Raw genomic sequence first — 20,063 nt, 5'->3', positions numbered from 1 at the left:
ATCGGCCGCCGGATGGTGGCCGGACCACCGCCCCCTCCTTCCGCGCAGGTCACAGCCCTCCCCGCCGTCCCGCGACGGGCCACCGCAGGACCTCCCCGAGACTCCCGGGAAGGCCTCGGGGGGATCTGACAGACTCGGCGGCCGGGCTTTGACCCGTCGCACTGCGTGGCCGGACCATCGCAGAGCGAGGCGGCACGGGCCCGCCCGGTTAATGCCCCAGGCCGGGAACCGGGCCCGTGCGCCTCGCCCCGACGCGCCCGCCGTTCAGGAGTGCCGCCGACTCAGGCGGTGATCCAGTCACCGGTCGCGATCACCGGCTGCACGCCCTGGCGGTGGACGGTGCCCTCGATGAGGCCGTACATCCGGTCGGCCGCGAAGTACACCTCGTTGTCGTTCTCCAGGCCGAACGGCTCCAGGTCGACCAGGAAGTGGTGCTTGTTCGGCAGGTTGAGCCGCACCTCGTTGACCGTGGACACATGGTCCAGGACCCGGTCCGCCATCGCGTGCAGGGTCTGCTGGAGCGAGTAGCTGTACGTCTCCGCGAACGCCTCAAGGAGGTGCCGGCGCACCTTCTCGTACGAGCGGTCCCAGTCGTGCTCCGGGTCCGCCGCCGCCGTGGCCGAGTTCGCCCAGCGGGCGGTCACCTTGGTGGCCAGGATCCGGTCGTACGCCTCCTTGAGCGTCGTGTACCGGTCCTTGACGAAGCCGTGGAACTCGGAGTTGGTCGAGTTCATCACCGTCAGCTCCTTCAGGCCCGACAGGACCTGGAGGCCGGTGGTCCCGGAGTAGGTGACCTGCGCGGTGCGGACCTCCTGGCCCTTGCGGACGAAGGAGTGCTGCTCCTTGCGCGTCGGGACCGGGATCCGCTCCCAGGCGAACTCCTCGACCCGGATCTGCGCCTCGTGGATGACCGGCTGCGAGGCCACGAAGTGCCGGGCGAGGTGGATCGCGAAGGCCTCGGGGGAGGCGACGCCGTGCTCCTTGGCGAAGGCGTAGACCGTGTTCTTGGTGGTGTCGGTCGGCAGGCAGTTGCCGTTGTCGCCGGTCAGGTGCACGTCGCGGTACTCGCCGCGCAGCGCCACCGACACGTTCAGGTCGCGGATCTCGTGCCAGGCCCCCTCGTCGCCCTTGCGGGTCACGGCGACGATCCGGTTCTCGGCCTTGCCGTACTGGTTCTGTGCCAGGACGTGCTTGCTCATGTGCTGCTCAGCTCCCGCGGGTACGTGGATACGGATATCCCGTACGCCCGGCGTCCAGCGCCCCCGTCGTCCCGAGGGTCCGCTCCCCGCCGTCCGGCCCGTGAACGGCGGACCGCCCCGGGACTGACGAGCATCCCGGTCCGTAGGTTTCGGCTCGAAGATATGTGCGTTCCGGCCGCCTGGCAATGGTCCGGAGCGCGCGGCGACGGGCCCCGGACGGCGGCGGTCGGGGGGCGTCCGTCCGTCAGCCCGTGGGCAGCACCCGGGTCTCGGCCGCCGGGAAGCCCTTGTCCCACCAGTGGCCGTAACGCCGGTACACCAGCGGGTCCCTGGCGGCGAGGAGGCCGCCGAGCGCCGAGGCCTCGGCGGCCAGGCCCGCCCAGTCCCCGGCGGACAGCGGGTGGAAGGCCGTGGCCTCGATCCCGCCGTCGACGGGCCGCCAGACCCCGGCGACGTACCCGTCGACCAGGAGCGTCGGCAGCGTGTCGCCGTTCACCCGGATCACCAGCTTCCGGTACGCGGGCGGGATGATCCGGGAGCGGTCGGCGTACGCGAGGAGGACGCTGTCCCACATGGCGAGGAGGCGCGGCGGGGCCGGGGTCTCCCCCTCGGGGAGCGGCGCGCCCGGGACGTCGTACAGCACCGTCCCGTCGGCCGACTCCAGCCGCTCCAGCCCTCCTTCCAGCATCAGGACCGCCTCGCGCACCAGGCGCCGGGGCGCCGTCGTGAACTGCGCCATGTCCGCCACGGAGGCGGGTCCGAACCCCGCCAGGTAGCGCCGGAGCAGTACGGCCAGGGCGGCGGCGGACGCCTCCGGGTCGGCGAGCGCGGGCCGTTCGGCCGCCGCGACGAAGGACTGCGCGCTCCCGAACGCCCACGGCAGACCCGTCGGCGCGTGCCACAGCGGCGCGTACTGCCGCACCATCCGCCAGACCACGGACGCCACCGGGCCGTCCCGGCCCCGTCCGATCAGCTCCCGCAGCTCGGCCCCGGTCCGCGCCTCCGAGGCGTGGGCGAGCAGGCCGGGCAGGAGCGCGTCGGCGTCGGCGGGCGTGAATCCGGCCGCCGCGAACCGGGGGTCGTGGAGGCGCCCGCCGCGCAGCGTCGGCTCCATGGCCTCCCGGAAGATCCGGTAGTCGTCGGCGTGCACCTGGTGGAGGGTGAGCCGCAGCAGCGTCGAGCGGACCACCCGGAACCCGTTCTGGGCCTCGTCGAACCGCTCCGGCTCGAAGCCCGCGACCCGGTTCCACAGCGCCACGTACGGCGAACCCGGCTGCTGCGCCTGGAGCGCCACCACCCGCCGCACCGCGTCCTCGACGCCGATCGGCTCGCGGGCGAGGAGCAACTGCCGGGCGAGGGTGGAGCGGTTGAGGGCGCGCGAGGTGATCGGCATGGGGCGATTCTCTCGCGTGGTGAGGGCGCCCCGAACGCGTTTTCGGACGGAGCCGTGGGTGCGGTACGGGCGGCGGATCCGCGCGTTCACCCGGGGATCGCCCCGTCGTCGCGCACGCGTCGCCTCACGTTGTGGCCGGAAACAGACCATGGGCCCGCCGTCACCGGCGCCGTTCCACACCGGCGTCTCCGTCTCCGTCCCTGTCCCCGTCCTCCATGTGCTCCGAGGGAGTTCCCCCAGATGATTCCGCGCCTCCTGCGCCGCCGGCCCGCCGCCGTGGTCCTGCCGCTGTCCGCCGCGCTCGCCCTCACGGTGGTCGGGGGGACGGCGGACGGGGCGCCGGCGCACCGCGGCCCCGAGGGCTCCGCCGGACGCGTCGTCTCCACCGCGACCCTGCCCGACATCCCGCTGGCCGCGTTCAGCAACGGCATGCTCCCGGGCAGCGTCGCGGACGACCGGGACATCGACCTGGGCGGCATCGGCAGCGACCTGTTCCCGGCCGAGCGGCGCGGCGAGTACTGGACCGTCACCGACCGCGGCCCCAACGGCCAGATCGAGATCGGCAAGGACAAGCGCCGCACCTTCCCCGTGCCCGGCTTCGACCCGGCCATCGTGAAGATCCGCGCCGTCGGCGGCCGGATCCAGGTCCTGCGGACCATCCCGATCACCACCTCCCACGGCGCCCCCGTGACCGGTCTGTCCAACCAGCCCGGCCGCGACGAGGCCCCTTACACGTACGACGCCTCCACCCCGCTCCCGTACGACCCGAACGGCCTGGACACCGAGGGCATCGTGCGGGACCGCGACGGCAGCTTCTGGCTGGTGGACGAGTACGGGCCGTCCCTCGTCCACGTCTCCGCGAAGGGCCGGGTCCTCGCCCGCCACGTGCCCCGGGGGCTCGGTCTGACCGGCGCCGGCTACCCCGTGGTCGAGTCGCTGCCCGCGATCTTCCTCAAGCGCAAGGTCAACCGCGGCTTCGAGGGCCTCGCGCTGCTCCCCGACGGCGACCTCGTCCTCGGCCTCCAGAGCCCGCTGCTCAACCCCGACGAGGCCGCCGGCAAGGACTCCCGCACCACCCGGCTGCTGCGCTTCTCGCCGCGGAAGAACCGGGTCACCGCCGAGTACGCCTACCGCTTCGACCCGGTCGGCACCGTCGAGCCCGGCCAGACCAAGACCTCCGAGCTGAAGCTCTCCGCGCTCGTCGCCCTCGGCGGCGACCGCCTCCTCGTGCAGGAGCGCACCGACAAGTCCGCCCGCCTCCACGAGGTCCGCCTCCGCCGCTCCGACGACATCCTCGGCTCCGTCTGGGACACCGGCGCGCAGCCGACCCTGGAGCAGCTCGACGACCCGGCGTCGGCGCGCGTGCCCGTCCTGCGGAAGCGCCTGGTCGTCGACCTCAACACGGTGAAGGGCGTCCCCGGCAAGATCGAGGGCGTCGCCGTCGAGGGCTCCTCGACCCTCGTCCTGCTCAACGACAACGACTTCGGCATGACGGACGGCCCCGGCGCCTTCGACGCGAAGGGGCGCCTGGTCGACAGCGGCGTGGAGACCACCCTCGTCAAGGTGCGGCTCGACCGCCCCGTCCGCTGACGTCCCGGCCCCGGTCCTCGCGTTTCGGCCCCCCTCGCCCTCACCGCAGGGTGAGGTGGGTCTCCGACGCGACGCGGGTCAGCTTCTCGGGGTTGCGGACGTAGTAGAGGCCGGTGACGCGCCCGTCCTCGACCCGGAGCGCCATGACGCCGTCGAACTCACCGTCCAGGTACACGGCGAGCGCCGGGTCGCCGTTGACCGCGGTGGGCTCGCAGGTGACCGCGACCCCGGCCTTCGCGGAGCCGCCTAGGTAGAAGCGGGCCACCTTCCCGGCGCCGACGACCGGCCGCAGCGCGGCCCGTTTGACGCCGCCGCCGTCGCTCACCAGGACGACGTCGGGGGCGAGCACGTCGAGGAGGCCTCGGAGGTCCCTGGCCTCGACGGCGTTCCGGAACGACTCCAGGGCCGCCCTGGCCTCGGACGGGGAGACCACCCGGCGGGGCCGGCGGGCGTCGACGTGCCGGCGGGCGCGGTGCGCGATCTGGCGGACGGCGGCGGGGTTCTTGCCGACGGCGGCGGCGATCTCGTCGTAACCGACGTCAAAGGCCTCGCGCAGCACGAAGACGGCGCGCTCGGTCGGCGACAGCGTTTCGAGGACGAGCATCATCGCCATCGACACGCTCTCGGCCAGCTCGACGTCCTCGGCCACGTCCGGCGCGGTCAGCAGCGGCTCGGGCAGCCACTGCCCGACGTACGCCTCCCGTCGACGGCTCGCCGCGCGCAGCCGGTTGAGCGCCTGCCGGGTCGTGATCCTGACCAGGTACGCGCGCCGGTCGCGCACCTCCGCCGGGTCGACCTCGATCCAGCGCAGCCAGGTCTCCTGGAGGACGTCCTCGGCGTCGGCCGCCGAGCCGAGCATCTCGTACGCGACGGTGAAGAGCAGATTGCGGTGGGCGACGAAAGCGTCGGTGGCGGGGTCGGTCCCGGAGGCCCCCGTCTCGGAAGCCCTCGCCCCGGAGGCCCCCCTCTCGGACTCGCTCACGCAGAACTCCCTCGCATCGGACGCTTCCACATCGGGCTGCTTCACGTCGGCTCCTTCAGGACCGGGCTCGGGACCGGGACTGGTCGTCGGCGGCCCGCGGGAGCGCTTCCGGGGCAAGAGCCTGCTCCGTACGCCCGGCCCGCGCCAGCCGCCGGCGCCGCGTGCCGCCGGGAATGCGGTGGAGGCGGTACGAGCCGGGGTCGTCCGCCTCGCCGGCCAGGTGCCCGACGATGCCCGCGCACACCTTCTCCTTGAGCTTCGCGCCCGCGCGCCCGTCGATGTGGAACCGGACGGCGGTGTCGCGGCGGGCGAACTGGAAGATGCCCTCCTGCCGCCCGAGGCTGATGCACTGGCCGGCGAAGAGCTCGTTCAGGGGCTCGGGCCGTTCCCCCGCGATCCGGGCGAGCACCGTGTCGGCGGCCCGCGCGCCCAGTGGGATCGCCGCCTGGCAGCTCATCCGCAGCGGCAGGCCCGAGGGCGCCGCCGAGTCGCCGGCCGCGACGACGCGCTCGTCGTCGACGCTGGTCAGCGTCTCGTCGGTGAGCAGGCGGCCCAGCGCGTCGGTGCTCAGCCCGCTGCGCGCGGCCAGGTCCGGCACGCCGAACCCGGCCGTCCAGACCGTCACCGCGCTCGGCAGCTCGCGCCCGTCGGCGAGCCGCACGGTCGCGCGGGTCACCTCCGTCACCCTCGTGCCGGGGCCGTCGAGCACGGCCACCCCGAGCCGGTCCAGCCGCCGGGCGACCGAGCGCCGGCCCCGGGAGTGCAGGTACGGGCCGAGCACGCCGCCGCAGACCAGCGTCACGGCACGCCCGGCCTCCGCCAGCTCGGCGGCGGTCTCGATGCCGGTCGGACCGGCCCCGACGACCGTCACCGGCGCCGTCGCGGGCGCGGCGTCCAGCGCCGGCCGCAGCCGCTCGGCCTCCTCCAGGGAGGCGAGCGGCCGGGCGAACTCGGCGGCCCCCGGCACGCCCGGGTCGGCGCTCCCGCTGCCCACCGCGTAGACCAGGTGGTCGTAGCCGACCGTGCCGCCGTCGGCCAGCTCCACGCGGCGCCCGGCCATGTCGATCCGCACGGCGCTGCCGACCACCAGCCGGACGCGTCCGCCCAGTACCTCCGGATAGCCGAAGACCGCCTCGCCGGTCCCGCCGACCAGCTGGTGCAGCCGGACCCGGTGGACGAACGACGGGCGCGGATTGATGAGCGTCACCGTCACGTCGTCGCGCCGCGTCAGCCGGTTGGCCGCCATGACACCGGCGTACCCGCCGCCGATCACGACCACCTCGGTGTTCCCGGTCATGGTGTCTCCTCCGTTCAAGGGGGGCGCCCCTTCGAGGGGCTCGTCCTCAAGACACCGCGCGACGGTTTTTTGTGACATCCCCGGTGGCTTGTGACGCGTATCACTCCCCGTGGACGGCCGGAGCGGGAGTGGACGGGCACGGCGGCGTACTCGGCCCAGCCGCCCCGCGCCGGATGCCCGACCACACGGGTGCCGACGGCGGGCCCGGAGCCGTCCGCCGCCTCCTGGACGACGAGCCCGGCGACGTCCTTGCCGGGCGAGAACCCCGGCTCGGGGTCTTCGAGGAGGAACGTCTCGCCCCGGTTCGGCGCGAATGCCTCCACCTTGACCAGTACCTCCCCCGGCTCCGGTACGGGCTGGGGGACCTCGGCGAACGCGACCGGACGCGCCGCCTCCCCGGTGGGAATCAGTCTCTGCATGCCGGGCATGCAAACCCGGTGCCCGGCCGCCGATCCAACAACGGAGGGGAGAGGCCGACAACCGTCGGTTGTCACCTAAGGTGGGGGCCGTGGATCTCGACGTGGCGCAGGTGCGCGCCTTCGTGCGCGCCGCCGAGGAGCTGCACTTCGGGCGGGCGGCCGAAACGCTCGGGATCTCCCAGCAGGCCCTCTCCAAGAGGATCGCGTGGCTCGAATCCCTGCTCCGCGCACCGCTGTTCCTGCGCGACGGCCGGGGAGTCTCCCTCACCGGGGCCGGCCGGCGCTTCCTCGGCCCGGCCCGGCGGACGCTGGAGGCCGCCGACGCGGCGGTCGCCTCCGTGACAGGGGTGGAGCGCCCGCTGCGCGTGGACGTCTGGGGCCACCTCTACGCGCCGACGCGCACGCTCGCCCAAGTGGCCTTTCCTTCGGGAAAGCTGACCCTCGGACACGGGCGCGACCTGGCGTCGGTGACGGGCGCGTTCCTCGCGGGCGACGTCGACGTGGCCTTCGGCCGGGTCCACCCCCCGCTGCGCGCGGGCCTGACCCACCGCCTGGTCCGCCTCGAACCGGTGGACGCCGTACTGAGCGCCGACCACCCCCTCGCGGCCGAACCGGCGCTTCGGCCGGAGCAGTTGAGCGACGGCGTGCTGTGGGCGCCCGGCGCGCTGGAGCGGCTCGACTTCCTCCACCGGTTCGCCGACCGGTTCGGCGTCCGCGGCCGGGCCGCGAGCGTCAACCTGGGCCTCGCCCACTTCCTCGCCGGGATCGCGGAGGACCCGCGCCGCTTCTCCCTGCTGCCCGCCGACGTCCCCCTGCCTCCGCTCCGTACCTCTGGTCGACCCCACCCCGCTCTGCCTACGCCTGGTCCCTGCTGTGGCGCACCGGCGACGAACACCCCGGCCTGCCCCGCCTCACCGCCGCCTGCGCCGCCGAGGCGCGACGGAGCAGATGGCTGGAGTACGACCCCGCCCGCGACTGGCTTCCGGAACCGCCGGCGCCGCTCTCCCCGGGGGACACCGCGTAGGCCGGCCCCGGACCGGCCGAGGAGGACCATGACCGTGGAACGCGACGTTCGCACCACCTTCTCCTTCCATTGACGGCCCTGACCGTACTGGCCGACGACCCCGGCGACACCTCGTCCCGTCCCGTATGCGTACGACATCCTTCACGGCCCGCCCGACATGCCCGGTCCACCCAACACGCCCGGCCCGCCCGCCCAGAGCGCTGTCAGAGGTGGCTGGCACGATGCTCCGCATGGATCTCGTACACCCGCTCGACGGCCTGGACGCCTTCCCCTGGGCCTCCTCCTCCCACGCGTACGGCAGCGCGGAGGACGTCCCCGACCTGCTGCGGGCCCTGACCGGCACCGACGCGGACGCGGCGGACGAGGCGCTGTCGGAGCTGTACGGGAGCGTGCTGCACCAGGGAACGGTCTACGCCGCCAGCGCGGAAGCGGCCCCGTTCCTCGCCGGGATCGCGGCGGCCGGCCACCGCACGGCCGACGTCCTGGCGCTGCTCGGCGGCATGGCCGAGAGCGACGACGAGTGCGGTGTGGCACCGGGCGCGGTACGGGCGGCGGTGGCCGAGCAGTTGCCGCTCCTCCTCTCCCTGCTGACCGACGCCGAGCCGGACGTCCGCCGGACCGCGGCCTGGGCCCTCTCGCACACCCGCGCCGCCGAGGCCGTGCTGCCCGTGCTGCGCGCCCGCTGGGCGGAGGAGACCGAACCCGCCGTGCGGGCGGAGGTCCTGTCCGGGATCGCACGGCTCGACCCGGGGCACGCGGCGGCGGAGGCGGCGGCCGCCCTGGACCCGTCCCGGCCCGCAGAAGTGCGCCTGGCCGCCGTCTTCGCCCACCTCGACGCGGGCGCCCCGTGGACCGGGGCCGCGCACACGGCGATGCTCTCCCTCCTGCCCGCGGGCTCCGTGCGCTCCGGGTTCGACATCGACCGCGGCGAGCCGCTGGCCTCCGTCGTCGAGATCCTCCTGGGCCGGGACCACGAGCCGGAGCGCGAGGCGGCGTTCGCCCTGGTCGACGCGGCCCTGGGGGACGACCGGGCCGAGGTGCGGGCCGAAGGCCGCTGGGCGGCCGACCGCGCCTGCGCGCTCTCGCGCAGCGCCCCGCGACGGCTGGTGCGGAGCCTGTGCGCGGCGGCCGTCGACGAGGAGTCGGTGGTCGGCACGGCGTCGCTCCTCGGCCGGCTGGGCAGCGCCGCCGAAGCCGCCGCGGACGTCCTCCTCCCGCTCGCCGGACGGAACCCGGACCGGGCCGACGACCACGCCGACCGCGCGCTGGCCGCCCTCGTGCTCGTCGCTCCCGCGCAGGCGGCCCCGCTCCTCGCCGCCGGCCTCGGACGCCGCCCGCGCGCCCTCGGCGCGACCACCGGACTCCTGGATCCGCAGCACCACGCCTTCCCGTACGACGGCGGCCTCCTCGACGCGGTCCGCGCCCGCCTCGCCCGACCCGCGGAGCTGAGCGGCAACGAGCCCTGGCGGCTGACGAACCTGCTGGCCGGGTGGGGCGCCGAGGCGGTGGCCGCGCTGCCCGAGCTGTGCGCGGCGCTCCCGCACTTCCCGCAGCAGGCCTCCCGGGCCCTCGCCGCCGTCGCCGCCGACGGCGCCCCGGCGGACCGGGCCCCGGTCGTCGCCGCGCTGCGGGCGGCGGCCGAGAAGGAGGTCCTTCCGGCGGCGAAGGCCCTGTACGACCTCACCGACGACCCCGCGCCGCTGCTGCGGTGCCTCGCACACGAACTCGGGCGCGACGGCGGGGACCTGAGGGAGGCCGCCCGGCTCGCCGCCGCGCTCGGGCCCCGGGGAGCGGCCCTGGCGCCGCTCCTGCACGGGGCGCTCGGCGACCCGGAGAACAGCACCATGCCCGCCCTCGACACGGGCACCGCCCTCGCCGAGGCCCTGTGGCACGTCACGGGGGACCCGGACCCGGTGGTCGCCGTCCTGGAATCGGTCTTCGCGCGCGCCGAACGGAACCAGTGGTCCCGCTGGTCGGTGGCACGGGCGGCCCGTGCGACCGCGCTCCTCGGCCCGGCCGGACGCCCGCTCACCGCACGCCTGCGGGCGGCCCTCGGCGATCCGGTCCAGGCCCCGGCCGCGATACTGGCCCTCGTCGCCGTGGCGGACTCCGCCACCCCGGACCGCACCGCCCTCGCCGCGGCCGCCCTGACGTCCGCCGAACTGGACGCCGACCCGGCCGGCGCCTGCGACGCCCTGGAAGCCCTCGGCGCCGCCGCCCTCACCGACGACCTTCTGCGCCGCCTCGCCGTCCTCGCCGACGGCGACGCCCGGGTGGTCCGCTCGGGCATCGAGGACCGCGTCATCGACCAGGACGAATCCTTCCGGAACCGCGCCCGGGCACTGCTCGCCGCGTGCGGGAACCCCACGACGACGGCGTCCTGACGAGGCGGGTACGGAGGCCCGGTCACCCGGAGCCGGGCAACGGAACGCCCGGGGTGCCGGCCCGCGTCCCGCAGGACCGCTTCCACCTCGGGCGGCCACGCGTACGGCTCCTCCGCCGGAGAGCCGCCCCGGCCCCGTACCGAACGCGCCGCGGACGCGACGGCCTCCACGGGGTCGGCCGTCGACAACCGGACCACCTCTCCAGGCCGGGGCCGGGGCCGGGTCACCACCTCGTATCCGCCGGGACGGGCGAACAGCGCCGGGAGCGGCGAGTGCCCCCACTCCTCCCAGCCCTCTCCCGCCGACACCCCCAGCTGATCCATCGACACCCACGGGCACATCGCACCGAGCACGGCGTCCCGGTCGGCGGCCTCGATCAGCCGCCCCAGCGCCGGCGCACCGCCCCACGAGCCCCGACGACCCCGGCCGCGCCTCCCGAGAAACACCCCCGACCAGCAAGAAGACCCCCCCCAAAGGAGGGTCCCAAGCCGTACGGAGAAAAGCGCCCCCGGCAGGACTCGAACCTGCGGCCAAGTGCTCAGTACTCCAGCTGTAGATCCTGATCTTGCTGGTGGGGCCTGTACGGGAACGGGCGGGGCCACCGTTGATCATCGTCGATGTGTGGACTGACGACGAGACGGCGGCCATTCCACGCGTGCTACTCCTCGCTAGGCCGCTCGGCCCGCCGGGTGGAAGTTGATGCGTTCACGGATGACGGGGAAACCGGCCTTGGCGAAGTTCGCGGCCATGGGGAAGTTGGCCTGGTCCGTCGCTCCGCCGATGAACTCCGCGCCCTGCTCGACGAGGAGGTGGGTGCACTCCGCGAGGAGGTCGTAGGCGTAGCCGTGACCGCGCTGTTCCGGGACGACTCCGATGAAGCCGATGGTCGGGCCGGAGGGGTTGTGGGCCGGGATGTGGATGCCGGCCAGGTCGCCCTCCGGCGTGTGTGCGGTCTGCCACCATTCCCGCGGGGAGGGGCACCAGTGGAAGAAGTCGAGTTCCTCCTGGGCGGCCTGGTCGAGGCCGCCCTCCTCGATGGCCCTGAGCGCGTGGGCGTCCAGGGTGGCGGAGTGGATGCGGCGCAACGCGTCGAAGAACACGGTGTCGTCGGGTTCGGCGCTGAAGCGCAGCCGTCCGGGCCGCTCGGGCAGACCTCGCTCCGGGGTCCAGCGGTACAGGAAGCGTTCCACCAGGAGTTCGTACCCCGCGGCCCGTGCGGCGGCGAAGCGCGCCTCGGCGCCGGCGCGCAGGTCGGGCTCGTCCCGCCAGCCGCCGGGCAGGTTGATCTCCAGTTCGACCTGCCAGGGAGCGGAGCGCAGGAGTTCGGCCCCGGCCTCCTCCTCGCCCTCGGCCACGTCGAACCAGTTGATGTTGACGGGCTCCGAGTCGTCGGGTCCGCCCCACCACGCGCCGCGTGCGACGACCTCGCCGTCGCGCAGGGCGACGCGCTTCCAGTCGGGGCGGAACCGGGTACGCCGATGGCCTTCACGGGCGCCCAGGGGGTCGGGGAGTGCGTCGAAGAGATGGGCGTCGCTCGCGGAGAGCGCGCGGATGACCGGATCGGTCATGGATTCCTCCGGGATACAGGCTGCTTGGAGCGCTCCCGGTCAGAACTGACGAACCACGCCGGGACAGCGGAAGAGGGAGCGCTGGAAAGGTGTGAACTGCACGGCACTCGCCTCCTTCCGTCCGTCTCAGGGCGTGGAGCCACACCGTACGTGATCTTCTGTGGGTCGGTCCACGGATTTCCGCGCCCCGTGAAGGAGGGGTTCGCGGGACGACGCAGAGCTCCCTCGAAGGCCCCGCACGTCGGCGGGAGGCGTCCGAGGCGGCCGTGGGCCGGATCGCCGGCCGCTGCAGCCGCTGTGAACCTCGCCTGCGGGCCGGGCGGTTGATGCGCGGCTCGCTGTCGGACCTGCCGCGCGAAAACTGCCGGACGATCGCGGAGTGGGCCGGGAGCCGTACATTTCGCGCTCCTGGACACACAACCCGGACCACTGCCGAGCAGCGGAGCCCGGCGAGGGCACCGTCTTTGCGACCAGGCCGGAACCGGCCCGCACGATGATCGAACGGTTCCCGGACGCCGGACATCACGTGGGCTGGGTCACCGGGGACGAGGTCCACAGCGGCAACCCGATCTCCAGCCGGAGCACCGGGCGCGCCCGCTGAAGCGGGCAGTCGCCCTTCCACAGCCGATCTGCCTCCTGGTCCGTCACTCGACCGAGGCGTCGTACAGCTCGGCGTCGGCGAGCGGTCTGAGGTCACGAGCCGCACTCGCGCAGACCGAGCGGATCGTGCGCAGCCTGCTCCTGAGGCCCACCTGCGGGCGGACTGTTCGGGTAGCAGCCGCTCCCGCATGAACCGCGTTCTGGAGTCCGGGTCGATGACCATCGACTGGACGCGACAGCGGCCTGGCGGCAGTTCGATGCGAAGCGCCTCCGGCTGTGGTGAGCCCCAACGGGTTGTGCGGTGCCGAGTGGACTCGTGCCGCCTCTCGTTCGAACCGGGGAGCCTTGCGGTTGCCCGGCAGATCTCTGCCCGGTCGCACTCCGGTAGCGGCCTGCCCGAGTGGAACGCGTACTTCACCGCCGGCGTCCCGCACGAGGCGTTGACCGACTTCCTTCTCGCCCTAGGCACCCGTACGGAACCCGCCTTCTCCTTCGGCGGCCCAGAGACCGTACTCGCGGCAGCCTGTGACCGAGGCCGGCTACGCGACATCGACCGCCCGCACGTCGCCGCTTCCGCCCCGGACTCTCCTCCGGCATTTCGCTGGAGGAGGTGCCCCCGGCCGTTCGCGATGCCGATCCTCGGTCCGGGCGCTTCGGCCGGCAGGTGTGGGCCGAACATTCCGTCGGCGATCCGTACCTGTGGTGCGCGACCTTCGGCGGCAGCACGCCCCACGATCTGGCCGCGATCCTCGCCGCCTCGCTCGCCTCTCCCTACCCCGTGCCGCGCTCCTGCCCGCCCGCCGGCGTCGAGGGGCGGGTGGATGTCGTCCCCCAGCCGCCCGGCGGCAGAGGAGAGCACGCGGATCCGAGTGAGGCAGGACAGCGGGCGGCGTCGAAACTTCGGGAAGTTTTCGGGAAATCCAGCCGCCAGGGACCGCCTCTGACCGGGTTCAGCCGGGCAGATCCAGCCAACGAGGGTGCCCTCCCGACCTCCTCGCCCCGACCTGGAATCGCCCCTGACCAGCAAAAAGGACCCTCCCGAAGGAGGGTCCCGGTCTTGCGCCCCCGGCAGGACTCGAACCTGCGGCCAAGTGCTTAGAAGGCACCTGCTCTATCCACTGAGCTACGGGGGCCGGTGGTGGCCGTGCGGCCAGGAGCCCCTGGTGGGTGGGGTGTGGCCTGCCGGGACAAGGATAGGGCTCCGATCGCCTTGGCCCGGTTGCTTCACCTGCGTGGCACGATGTGTAGGTTCGGTGAAGCGGAACGATAATCGCAGGCAGGTGCGATTCGCGCAGCGCTTTTCGCATCGCTCGGGGCGGGTGTTGTGCACTCGTTATGCCCCGTGTTCCGGCCACCGCCCTTTTCTTCGGCGCGCAGGGCCCCCATACGCTTCAAAAACACGCGTAAATTGGGCATTCTTCGCATGTGGTGACCTTGGACGAACGGCCTCAGCTGATCGACGCACTCTCCGCCCTGCGCGACCGTGTCGCCGCCGTGCGTCTCCCACTCCCGCTTCCCGGCGCCGACCGCGCCCGCCAGAACCGGGTCGAGCTGCTCGCCCAGCTCGACGACTACCTGGTGCCCCGGCTCAAGGACCCCGACGCCCCGCTCCTCGCCGTCGTCGGCGGCTCCACCGGAGCCGGGAAGTCCACGCTCGTCAACTCCCTTGTGGGACGCCGCGTCAGCGAGGCCGGCGTGCTCAGACCCACCACCCGCACCCCCGTCCTGGTCTGTCACCCCGAGGACCACCACTGGTTCGCCGGGATGCGCGTCCTCCCGCAGCTCACCCGCGTCTGGCTGCCCCAGGCCGACGAGGACCACCCCGTCGACGGGCCCGCCCCCGAGGACAACGCCCTCCGCGTCGAGACCGCCTCCTCCATGCCCAGGGGCCTCGCCCTCCTCGACGCTCCCGACATCGACTCCCTCGTCGTCGAGAACCGTCTCCTCGCCGCCGAGTTGATCTGCGCCGCCGACATCTGGGTCATGGTCACCACCGCCTCCCGGTACGCCGACGCCGTCCCCTGGCACCTGCTCCGCACCGCCAAGGAGTACGACGCCACCCTCGTCACCGTCCTCGACCGCGTCCCCCACCAGGTCATCGGCGAGATCTCCCGCCAGTACGGCGCCCTGCTCGACAAGGCCGGGCTCGGCGAGGTCCCCCGCTTCACCATCCCCGAACTGCCCGAGTCGACCGGCGGCGGCAGCGGACTGCTGCCCGACAGCGCCGTCGCCGCCCTCCGCGGCTGGCTCGCCCACCGCGCCCAGGACCCGGCCGCCCACCAGCAGGCCGCCGACCGCACCGCCTTCGGCGTCATCGACTCCCTCGACACCCGGCTGCCCGAACTGGCCGGCGCGGTCTCCGCCCAGTACGCCGCCGCCGTCCGCCTCGGCGGCGTCGTCGAGGCCGCCTACCACGAGCAGGGCAGACGGGTGCGCAAGCAGCTCGGCCGCGGGGACGTCCTCGCCGGCGACGCCCGCGCCCGCTGGCGCGCCTACCCCCGCGACAGCACCGCCGACGAACTCCTGGACGCCCTCGCCGAGTCCCTCGCCGCCCTCCTCCACTGCGCGGTCTCCGCCGCCGAGGAGCGGGTGCGGGACGGCTGGCGCCACGAGCCCGCCGCCGAGGCCCTCGGTCCGGCGCCGACCTGCGCCGACCGGGAGACCGGCGAGCGGATCGGGGTCGAGATCCGCCGCTGGCGCCGCGTGCTCGAAGAACTGGCCGACGAGGAGGTGGGGGCCGTCGAGCGCCCGGCCGGCGCCCGCGGCGCCCTGCCCGAGGCCGACACCGTCGCCGCCCTCCTCGCCGCCTCCCTCCTCGGCGGCCGCCGCACCCGGCCCGCCGGCGAACGCCTCGCCGAACTCCTCGGCGCCCAGACCGCCCTGCGCCTGCGCGACAAGGGCGGCGAACTCGTCCTCTCGTACGTCGACCGGGTCCTGCACGCCGAACGCGACCGGCGCCTCGCCCCCCTCGACGCGCTCGACGTGACCCCCGAGCCGCAGGCGGAGCTGATCGCCGCGCTCTCCGTACTGCAGAAGGAGAAGTGACGTGCAGCTGGAAGACGGCCGCAAGCGGGACTTCGGCCTCGACGGCGACCAGGCCCGTGACCGCGACCGCTGGGACGACGGGCTGATCGCGCGCCGCGCGAGCGAACGCGCCGCCGCCGCCCTCGACGAGGGGCCCGGGAAGGGGCCGGAGAAGGGGTCCGAGGACGGTGGGGCGGACCGCGACGAGGATCCGCCCGCCTCCTTCGGCGGGCACTACGGCCGCCCCCTCCGCAACCGCCTCGACGCCCTCCACGAGCTCGTCGGCCTCTCCCGCGCGCGCGTGGAGAGCGACGCGCTCGCCGAGGCCGGGCGTGTGCTCGACGAGGCCGCCGCCCGCCAGCGGCTCTCCTCCCGGCACACCGTCATCGCCCTCGCCGGCCCCACCGGAAGCGGCAAGTCCACCCTCTTCAACGCCCTCGCCGGCGTCTCCGTCTCCGAGACCGGCCTGCGCCGCCCCACCACCGCCGCCCCCATCGCGCTCAGCTGGTCCGAGGGCGCCGCCGGACTCCTCGACCGGCTCGCCATCCCCAACCGGCTGCGCCGCAGGCCCCTCGCCGGCGGCACGGGCGACACCGGGCTCCAGGGCCTCGTCCTCGTCGACCTGCCCGACCACGACTCGGCCGTCACCGCCCACCGCGACCAGGTCGACCGGGTCCTCGGCCTCGTCGACGGCGTCATCTGGGTCGTCGACCCCGAGAAGTACGCCGACGCCGCCCTCCACGAGCGCTACCTCCGCCCCCTCGCCGGACACGCCGAGGTCACCTTCGTCGTCCTCAACCAGATCGACCGGCTCGGCACCGACGCCGTCGACCTGGTCCTCGACGACCTGCGCCGCCTCCTCGACGAGGACGGCGTGGCCCTCGGCGAGCACGGCGAACCAGGCGCCACCGTCCTCGCCCTCTCCGCCCTGACCGGCGAGGGCGTTCCCGACCTGCGCGAACTCGTCGCCCGCTTCGTCCAGGAGAAGACCGCCCCCGAACGCCGCCTCTCCGCCGACATCGACGCCGCCGCCGCGAAACTGCGCTCCGCGTACGTCGCCGAAGGGCGCGCCGGCCTCGACGAACGCTCCCGGGACGCCTTCACGGACCGCCTCTCGGCCGCCGTCGGCGCCCAGGCCGCCGGCGAGGCCGCCGAGCGGGTCTGGCGCCGGGGCGCCATCCGCGCCTGCGGCACCCCCTGGCTGCGGCTCTACCGCTGGTACGAGCGGAAGCGCGCGCACGGCCCCACCGACCCGCGCCCCACGCCCCCCGAGGAGGAGCTGACGGCACGCCAGCGCGTGGAGCAGGCCGTGCGGATCGTCGCCGACGACGCCTCGCGCGGCCTCCCGGCCCCGTGGGCGCAGGCCGTGTGCGAGGCGGCGACGCGCGGGGCGGACGGCCTCCCCGAGGCCCTGGACGAACTGGCCTTCTCCCTCGGCGACCCGGCGGCCCGGCCGCCCCGGCCCGCCTGGTGGCCCGCCGCCGTCCTCGCCCAGGTCGTGATGACCCTCCTCCAGATCTTCGGCGCCCTCTGGCTGGTGGGGCAGATCATCGGCGTCGTGGAGCCCGGCCTGCTCCCGCCGGTCCTCGTGATGCTCGCCGGCATCGTGGGCGGCCCGCTCGTCGAATGGGCCTGCGAGGGCGCGGTGAAGGGGCCGGCGCGCCGGTACGGACAGGAGGCCGAGCGCCGCCTGCGCGAGGCGGCCGCCGCCTGCGGCCGGGCCCGGGTGCTCGACCCGGTGGCGGCCGAGCTGGTCCGCTACCGCGAGGTGCGCGAGCAGTACGCGACGGTGGTGGGCACGCGCCCGTCGGCCCGCGTCATGGGCGTGTCGGCCCGCGTCGTGGGCGGACACCGCTCCGGTACGAGGCGGCTGGGCGCGACCCGCGCGGGCGCGCGGGGGAGGTAGTGGGGCCCGAGGCGGCTCAGGGGATTCCCCGCGCGGCCTCCGGTCTTCACCCTTCCGGGTAGGGCGGTCGTCCGCTGTCGCGGGGTTTTCCACAGGCTCCGGCGGGATTCGTCGGCCCGTCCCACCATGAGGAGCGAAGGGCGCCCGGCCGAAGGGTGTCCGGCGGAGACGGATGGGGGCGGGACCATGAACGACACGACCGTGACGCTCGTCGGCAACGTGGCGACGGCGGTGGAGTACCGGGAGACGGTGACGGGCGGGGTGGCCCGGTTCCGGTTCGCGGTGACCGCGCGCCGCTGGGACCGGGAGCGGAACCTCTGGTCCGACGGGAACACCAGCTTCTACACGGTCTCGGCCTGGCGCTCCCTGGGGGCCAACCTCGCGGCCTCGGTCTCGGTCGGGGAACCGCTCGTGGTGCACGGCCGGCTGCGGGTCCGGGAGGACGAGCGCGACGGGCAGCGCAAGACCTTCGTGGACGTGGACGCGCTGGCGGTGGGCCACGACCTGACCCGGGGGACGGCGGCCTTCCGGCGCGCGGCGCGGGCCGAGTCCCGGGCGCGGACGGACCTGGGGCCGCACCCGGGCGACGGGCCCGCGCTCGGGCCGGCGCCGGAGGCGGACCCCTGGACGGAGGCGGTGGCGGAGGCCGTGGCCGAAGCGGAGGAGGAGGCGCGAGGGGCGGCGGAAACAGCGGCTTCGAGGGAGGGAAACGGAGGAAAAGGCGAGGAAACGAACGCTGAAGACCTTCTGGTAACCGCTTCCTGACGTTGCGTCATGGCGATTTGTCGACCAACTCGTGCCACGTGATAACGATTCCGAGACGGAATGGTTGCCCGACCATACGGCCGGGCACCCGGCTCTTTCGCGTCCCTAGGATTCCCGGGTACTCATGTGGCACGTGAGCCCATCGAGTCTGTGAGTCTGTCGGCGCGCGCTCCTCCCGTACGGAACAACGCTGTTCGCGGAGCGGCTCGCCCGGAGGGGAATCGGATGTTTTCAGTTCGTGGGCGGGACGTTGTACGTCGCCTCGCCGCCGCCGCTCTGGTCTCGGGGCTCGTCGCCGCCGGTGTGACGGGAGTCGCGGGCTCCGCCGCCGCGAAGGGCCCGGCCGACAACGGCGGCGCCTCCACCGTGCTCGGCCGGCTGAAGATCTCCGCCAAGGTGAGGGTCACCGAGAAGGTCGGCGGCGAGCAGCGCGTCTGGGAGAAGAGCGGCGGCCTCTTCGAGATGAAGGTCGAGAACGGCGGGAACCTCCAGACCTACTGCATCGACTTCCGGACCAGCGCCTACGAGGACAAGGAGTACAAGGAGGTCGGCTGGGGCCAGTCGTCCCTCCACGACAACCCCGACGCGGGCAAGATCCTCTGGATCCTGGAGAACTCCTACCCGAACATCCCGGTCGCCGCCCTCGGCGAGAAGGCCGGCGTCAAGGGCCTGACCCGGGAGACCGCCGCCGCCGCCACGCAGGCCGCGATCTGGCGCTACTCGGACAAGGTCGACGCGACGCCGGTCGACGGGAACGCGCGGAAGGTGACCGAGTACCTGTTCGGCAAGGCCGTCAAGGCGCGGGAGCCCAAGTCCTCCCTCAGTCTGTCCCCGGCCTCCGTCGCCGGCGGGGCCGGCGACAGGCTCGGCCCGATCAAGGTCTCCACCAACGCCGCCGTGGCCACCCTCTCCGTGGTCCCCGGCGCCCCGGCCGGCACCGGCGTCGTCGACAAGGACGGCAAGCCGGTCGCCGAGGCCCGGGACGGCGCCGAGGTCTTCGTCGACGTGCCGCAGGACACCGAGGGCGGCACGGCCGGGATCAGGGCCGAGGCCACCACGAAGGTTCCGCTCGGCCGCGCCTTCGTCAGCGTCAAGGAGAAGAGCCAGACCATGATCCTGGCCGGCTCCAGCAGCTCCACCGTCACCGCCGAGGCCGCCGCGGCCTGGGCAGAGAAGGGTGCCGTACCGGCCGTCACGGTCGCCAAGGACTGCGCCGGGGGCGGCCTGGAGGTCATCGCCTCCAACAAGGGCGACGAGGACTGGACCTTCGAACTGAAGGGCACCGCCTACACGGTCCCCGGCGGCGAGACCAAGGCCATTCCGGTCGAGCTCGCCGAGGACGAGGCGTACAAGTTCACGCTCACCGGCCCGAACGACTTCGAGCAGACCTTCGAAGGCGTCCTGGACTGCGAGACGGCCACTCCCGCCCCGAAGCCCTCGGCGACCACCCCCGGCGCGGCGCCCTCCACCCCGGCCCCCGCCCCGTCCGTCAAGGGCGCCAAGGGCGGCACGGGCGGCACCACCGGCGGTGACACCGTGGGCGGCGGCACCGGCACCACCGGCCCCACCGCCGGAGACCTCGCCGCGACCGGCGGCTCCGGCGCCACCCCGGTGATCGCCGGCATCGCCGCCGTGCTCGTCGTGGTCGGCGGCGGCGCGATGTTCCTCCTCCGCAGGAAGAAGACCACCGACGACTGAGCCGAGGCCCCGGGTGTTGGCCCCCGCCCCCGCTGAGTGAGGTGCGTCACACGGCGCCCGCCCCGTGATCCCGTGCGACCCCGGACCGCGCCCGCGGCCGGGGTCGTCGCACGTCCGGAGGCCGGAAACCCTCCGTACCGCCCCTTCCGCGCCCGGCGCCCGCCCCCGCGCGCCCCCGTCGGCGGGCTTACCGGTTTCCGCCCGGGGCCGGCGG

At 74.3% G+C, this 20,063-nt stretch carries 12 protein-coding genes, 1 tRNA gene and 4 pseudogenes; 10 read left to right on the top strand and 7 right to left on the bottom strand.

What is annotated here, in order from left to right:
* Positions 1-281 precede the first annotated feature (281 nt).
* Positions 282-1,199: a factor-independent urate hydroxylase gene (gene pucL, locus AB0398_RS14020; protein ID WP_366374787.1), complete on the bottom strand. Its 918-nt coding sequence runs from the start codon at positions 1,197-1,199 to the stop codon at positions 282-284.
* Positions 1,200-1,443: 244 nt separating this feature from the next.
* A complete protein-coding gene (locus AB0398_RS14015; protein ID WP_366374785.1) occupies positions 1,444-2,592 on the bottom strand; it encodes a winged helix DNA-binding domain-containing protein in 1,149 nt (382 codons plus the stop codon).
* Between the two features lie 240 nt (positions 2,593-2,832).
* Here AB0398_RS14015 and AB0398_RS14010 point away from each other — a divergent pair, with 240 nt between their 5' ends.
* A complete protein-coding gene (locus AB0398_RS14010; RefSeq protein ID WP_366374783.1) occupies positions 2,833-4,182 on the top strand; it encodes an esterase-like activity of phytase family protein in 1,350 nt (449 codons plus the stop codon).
* A 40-nt stretch (positions 4,183-4,222) separates the two neighbouring features.
* Here AB0398_RS14010 and AB0398_RS14005 read toward each other — a convergent pair whose 3' ends face one another.
* The 3 genes and pseudogenes from AB0398_RS14005 to AB0398_RS13995 all read right to left on the bottom strand — a co-directional run.
* Positions 4,223-5,164, bottom strand: coding sequence for an RNA polymerase sigma-70 factor (locus AB0398_RS14005; RefSeq protein ID WP_366374781.1), 942 nt, complete (start codon positions 5,162-5,164; stop codon positions 4,223-4,225).
* A gap of 55 nt (positions 5,165-5,219) precedes the next feature.
* Positions 5,220-6,461 (bottom strand): FAD-dependent oxidoreductase, encoded by a 1,242-nt coding sequence (locus tag AB0398_RS14000; protein WP_366374779.1) that lies wholly within the window; start codon positions 6,459-6,461, stop codon positions 5,220-5,222.
* A gap of 125 nt (positions 6,462-6,586) precedes the next feature.
* Positions 6,587-6,880 (bottom strand): annotated as a pseudogene (locus tag AB0398_RS13995) (alcohol dehydrogenase); the annotation flags it as partial.
* A gap of 89 nt (positions 6,881-6,969) precedes the next feature.
* Between AB0398_RS13995 and AB0398_RS13990 the strand changes: the two are divergent.
* Both AB0398_RS13990 and AB0398_RS13985 read left to right on the top strand, forming a co-directional pair.
* Positions 6,970-7,904: pseudogene (locus tag AB0398_RS13990) on the top strand (LysR family transcriptional regulator).
* A gap of 230 nt (positions 7,905-8,134) precedes the next feature.
* On the top strand, positions 8,135-10,288 hold the full coding sequence (locus tag AB0398_RS13985; protein ID WP_366374777.1) for a HEAT repeat domain-containing protein: 2,154 nt from the start codon (positions 8,135-8,137) through the stop codon (positions 10,286-10,288).
* Between the two features lie 668 nt (positions 10,289-10,956).
* On the opposite strand, the gene AB0398_RS13980 is transcribed toward AB0398_RS13985, so the two are convergent.
* Entirely contained in the window at positions 10,957-11,856 is a 900-nt protein-coding gene (locus AB0398_RS13980) for a GNAT family N-acetyltransferase (RefSeq protein WP_366374775.1), read from the bottom strand.
* A 266-nt stretch (positions 11,857-12,122) separates the two neighbouring features.
* Here AB0398_RS13980 and AB0398_RS13975 point away from each other — a divergent pair.
* The 3 genes and pseudogenes from AB0398_RS13975 to AB0398_RS13965 all read left to right on the top strand — a co-directional run.
* Positions 12,123-12,424, top strand: a pseudogene (locus AB0398_RS13975) (hypothetical protein); the annotation flags it as partial.
* Between the two features lie 220 nt (positions 12,425-12,644).
* Positions 12,645-12,926 (top strand): annotated as a pseudogene (locus AB0398_RS13970) (DUF317 domain-containing protein); the annotation flags it as partial.
* Positions 12,927-13,066: 140 nt separating this feature from the next.
* Positions 13,067-13,555, top strand: a complete 489-nt coding sequence (locus AB0398_RS13965) for a DUF317 domain-containing protein (RefSeq protein ID WP_366375226.1) — start codon at positions 13,067-13,069, stop codon at positions 13,553-13,555.
* On the opposite strand, the gene AB0398_RS13960 is transcribed toward AB0398_RS13965, so the two are convergent.
* Positions 13,517-13,589: transfer RNA gene (locus AB0398_RS13960), tRNA-Arg, on the bottom strand. The two genes, AB0398_RS13965 and AB0398_RS13960, sit on opposite strands and share 39 nt — an antisense overlap.
* 301 nt (positions 13,590-13,890) lie before the next feature.
* Between AB0398_RS13960 and AB0398_RS13955 the strand changes: the two genes are divergently transcribed.
* The 4 genes from AB0398_RS13955 to AB0398_RS13940 all read left to right on the top strand — a co-directional run bounded on the left by AB0398_RS13955 (position 13,891) and on the right by AB0398_RS13940 (position 19,849).
* Positions 13,891-15,501 (top strand): dynamin family protein, encoded by a 1,611-nt coding sequence (locus AB0398_RS13955; RefSeq protein WP_366374773.1) that lies wholly within the window; start codon positions 13,891-13,893, stop codon positions 15,499-15,501.
* Between the two features lie 7 nt (positions 15,502-15,508).
* A complete protein-coding gene (locus AB0398_RS13950; protein ID WP_366375224.1) occupies positions 15,509-17,386 on the top strand; it encodes a GTPase in 1,878 nt (625 codons plus the stop codon).
* 186 nt (positions 17,387-17,572) lie between these two features.
* Entirely contained in the window at positions 17,573-18,151 is a 579-nt protein-coding gene (locus AB0398_RS13945) for a single-stranded DNA-binding protein (protein ID WP_366374772.1), read from the top strand.
* Between the two features lie 225 nt (positions 18,152-18,376).
* Complete coding sequence (locus AB0398_RS13940) at positions 18,377-19,849, top strand: Cys-Gln thioester bond-forming surface protein (RefSeq protein WP_366374771.1); 1,473 nt, start codon at positions 18,377-18,379, stop codon at positions 19,847-19,849.
* Positions 19,850-20,063: the final 214 nt, after the last annotated feature.

The organism is Streptomyces sp. NPDC086147 (assembly GCF_040702165.1).
GTDB lineage: Bacteria > Actinomycetota > Actinomycetes > Streptomycetales > Streptomycetaceae > Streptomyces.
The sequence above is the reverse complement of the archived record's forward strand: the minus strand, read 5'-3'. Positions and strand labels throughout refer to the sequence as shown.

Excerpts from the sequence above, each read along its gene's own strand:
- AB0398_RS13945 (WP_366374772.1), top strand. The coding sequence starts at position 17,573 with ATGAACGACACGACCGTGACGCTCGTCGGCAACGTGGCGACGGCGGTG.
- AB0398_RS14010 (WP_366374783.1), top strand. The coding sequence starts at position 2,833 with ATGATTCCGCGCCTCCTGCGCCGCCGGCCCGCCGCCGTGGTCCTGCCG.
- AB0398_RS14015 (WP_366374785.1), bottom strand. The coding sequence starts at position 2,592 with ATGCCGATCACCTCGCGCGCCCTCAACCGCTCCACCCTCGCCCGGCAG.
- AB0398_RS13940 (WP_366374771.1), top strand. The coding sequence starts at position 18,377 with ATGTTTTCAGTTCGTGGGCGGGACGTTGTACGTCGCCTCGCCGCCGCC.
- AB0398_RS13985 (WP_366374777.1), top strand. The coding sequence starts at position 8,135 with ATGGATCTCGTACACCCGCTCGACGGCCTGGACGCCTTCCCCTGGGCC.
- pucL (WP_366374787.1), bottom strand. The coding sequence starts at position 1,199 with ATGAGCAAGCACGTCCTGGCACAGAACCAGTACGGCAAGGCCGAGAAC.
- AB0398_RS13980 (WP_366374775.1), bottom strand. The coding sequence starts at position 11,856 with ATGACCGATCCGGTCATCCGCGCGCTCTCCGCGAGCGACGCCCATCTC.
- AB0398_RS14000 (WP_366374779.1), bottom strand. The coding sequence starts at position 6,461 with ATGACCGGGAACACCGAGGTGGTCGTGATCGGCGGCGGGTACGCCGGT.